Origin of the sequence: Desulfosporosinus sp. HMP52 (assembly GCF_000765145.1) — a bacterium.
Classification (GTDB): domain Bacteria; phylum Bacillota; class Desulfitobacteriia; order Desulfitobacteriales; family Desulfitobacteriaceae; genus Desulfosporosinus.
Genome location: NZ_JMGA01000076.1, coordinates 1 through 2,845 on the forward strand (window position 1 = coordinate 1; position 2,845 = coordinate 2,845).

Annotated in this window: 4 protein-coding genes; all 4 read right to left on the reverse strand. The window is 36.0% G+C overall.

Translation table 11 applies throughout. The annotated features are described in order from the left end of the window. Positions 1 to 559: 559 nt before the first annotated feature. Entirely contained in the window at positions 560 to 868 is a 309-nt protein-coding gene (locus tag DP73_RS21405) for a hypothetical protein (RefSeq protein ID WP_034602422.1), read from the reverse strand. Positions 869 to 903: 35 nt separating this feature from the next. Next, positions 904 to 1,761, reverse strand: a complete 858-nt coding sequence (locus DP73_RS21410; RefSeq protein WP_034602424.1) for a nitroreductase family protein — start codon at positions 1,759 to 1,761, stop codon at positions 904 to 906. Positions 1,762 to 2,162: 401 nt separating this feature from the next. Continuing rightward, a complete protein-coding gene (locus DP73_RS21415) occupies positions 2,163 to 2,603 on the reverse strand; it encodes a DUF6773 family protein (RefSeq protein ID WP_052090971.1) in 441 nt (146 codons plus the stop codon). Next, positions 2,596 to 2,805 carry a helix-turn-helix transcriptional regulator gene (locus DP73_RS21420; protein ID WP_014903591.1) on the reverse strand — a complete coding sequence of 70 codons (210 nt, stop codon included), beginning with the start codon at positions 2,803 to 2,805 and terminating at the stop codon, positions 2,596 to 2,598. Before DP73_RS21420 ends, DP73_RS21415 begins: the two co-directional genes overlap by 8 nt. Positions 2,806 to 2,845 lie beyond the last annotated feature (40 nt).

Genomic DNA, 2,845 nt, shown 5'->3' on the forward strand with positions numbered 1-2,845 from the left:
CGCCGCCAGCGTTCGTCCTGAGCCAGGATCAAACTCTCCAAAAAAAGTTATTTCAAACTTCTCATTAGAAGAAGATGATTGACTCATGATTTATTTTGAAACTCTTGCGAGTTTCTCTCATTGGCTGTCCTTGTTGTTTAGTTTTCAAAGACCATGGATGGTCTGAGTGTCACCGGAGCCCGAAGACACTGTCTTCGCACGTATTACCATTCTTGCAGGATGGCGGGAGGTGACCAAAGATCAAAATTTTTGTTTTGACCCGTTTGGGCCAGAGTCATATCTTAGCATTTTATACTTGCGTTGTCAACACTTTTTTTAACCGACTAGCACTGAGTGTTAACTCTTTGTACCTTTGGTTTCTGTGATTCTCTTCGGCTGTTTTGGCCGGAGTTGTATCTTAGCATTTCCAACTCTCGTTGTCAATAACTAATTTTCAACTTGTTGTTTCGGCCTGTTTTTTGGCCGGATGCACATATTAGCATCTTCAACTTAGGTTGTCAATGTACAAAATTAATCTTACCCTAGGGGTATTTAGTACGGCATATCTAGCATTTGCTGATTAAACTATTTTTATACTTTGAATAAACTCAGCATTGATTAGTTCGTTACCCTTTTTTGTCTCTACTTCAAGCCAATTTTCGTTGGCAGCCATTATAATCCCCTTGACATTAGTACCAAAGGTTCCAGTGGATATTAGACACTTCTTACCGATATATTTCATAATAAGTTCGTTGGTCATCCTAACAACACCTTTCCTCTTTCTAATTTTTAATAATACAGCTTTTTGAACTGCACGTTGCTGAGGTAAAATAACATACAATAAAATAAACAGCGGCATGTAGATCGCAAGCAGTGACCCTGTATTCAATTAACCCTACTCCTCCTTGATACTATAAATATAATCTATACCTCTTCAACCCAACTTACCACATAGTCAGTGTCGAGGGGTTTACTAATACTCCCCGGATCGCTAATTTCCCATTTTCCCTTAATACCTTGTTCTTGAGCAGTAAGTTCAAAATGACACATGGCAATTCCCATATCGACTCTTTGCAAATCGTAAGCCATAAATTTGGAGTAACCTTTAGTATGCTGAAGAAAAAAATGGTTCTTATTATTTTGCTTTATAATTCGCCATGGTTGCTTGTTAGATGCTGAAGGAGCTAACCGAACCATTTCCAAAGGAATTAAGTATTTTCCAGCCTCTGCTTTAGAGAGTCGTTGATCGAAATTTTCAGTAAAAAAGAGCTGATCCCATTCTTTTCTGTTTTTTGACCCAGCAGCAAATCTCATAGCAGAATCAATCAAACTTTTTTTACTATTCGGATAACCAATTGGTGTAATGCATGGTAATATCTCTTGGTCCTTTTGCTTAATTGCTTTATTAAATTCACTTTTTTTAAAAGTACCACCAAGCCAACAAGTTCCCAGTCCCAAAGACGTAGCAAATAAAATCACTTTCTCTAATAAATATCCAAAATCCTCTAAATCTCTGGAGCCTTTCTCTATCACGGCAACGAGATAGGTTGAAACACCTTGTATCACACCATAAGTCCCAAGCTTTACGTTTGATTCCTTAAACATATTACTTTCAAGAAAATCAAATCGCAAATGCCCTCCAAAGGGACCTGTCGACACTGGAAAATTTTTTTGGATTTTTTCCTTTAACTCAGGTGTCAATGGTCGGTCTATGTATGTTCGAACAGAAATCCTCTTCTTTATTATATCTGTAATTGATGTTCCGAATAAACCTTCATTCAAACTATAAAACCTCCTCAGCAATCGTAGGTCCTACCAACTTATTCCAAGTTACATAAGTATATCAAATAATTCTATACATTACAGGTTTACAATAAGTTATTTAATCAATCTAAAATACATGTCAGCACAACTATCATTTTCTTGTTTCCAAAGAAAAGACCCCGGAATACCCCGAAGTCATAAGCAACAAATTACATTTTAGATTTTAGATTTTTAAGTTTAGAACTAGGATATTGGAGCTATAACTTTCTTCTCAGCCTTCTTCTTCATTTTCTCTTTGTTCTTGGGACTTTTGTCACCCATTTAAGGCACCTCCAATCAAAAACAGGTTAACCTTATTATTACAGGCAAATATTATTTCCATACATATCGATTAGATAAGTTCAATTTCTATCCATTTATCATTCATTGCTTCTAGCCTGCCACTTAGAAATTAGGCTCACAACTGCTAACACTATAAGCAATATCATTGAAACTATGAAAAGAATCATTGCGCTATTATCCTCTGTTGAAAGTGTTAGTACTGATCCATTTATTAAAAAAACACTTGTAATGCCTGCCACTAATCCTGCTAAACCTATAACTATGCCAATTTTACGCCCAAGACTCTTAGCCTCAACTTTAGGTCCTACGTATGACTTATTCCATATTATCCGTATCAAATAATAGGCCATACACGCATTCATAATTACTACAACATTCATAGGATAATTTAACCAACGAAACCCAAACCCATAGAGACCTATGTCTAGCAAGAGAAGGTAAAAAAGAATCATGTAAGCTTGATTTCCTATAATATTTCGCTTTTGTAATTGCATTTCATCCAATTCACTTTTATGCATTTTCATCTTCCTCCCAAAATAATTGATCGAGAGTTTTTTCCAAAACCCTACAAATAGCAATACATAACTTTATCGATGGATTGTAGTCCCCTTTTTCTATGGCATTAATAGTCTGTCGAGTTACTCCAGTTGCAGCGGCTAAATCTTTTTGTGACATGTCTTTGGCTGCTCTCGAAGCTTTCAACTTCAAATTTTTACTCATACAACACCTCTTAGATTTACCTTAATTGCAAATCGAAATG

Excerpts from the sequence above, each read along its gene's own strand:
- DP73_RS21420 (WP_014903591.1), bottom strand. The coding sequence starts at position 2,805 with ATGAGTAAAAATTTGAAGTTGAAAGCTTCGAGAGCAGCCAAAGACATG.
- DP73_RS21415 (WP_052090971.1), bottom strand. The coding sequence starts at position 2,603 with ATGCATAAAAGTGAATTGGATGAAATGCAATTACAAAAGCGAAATATT.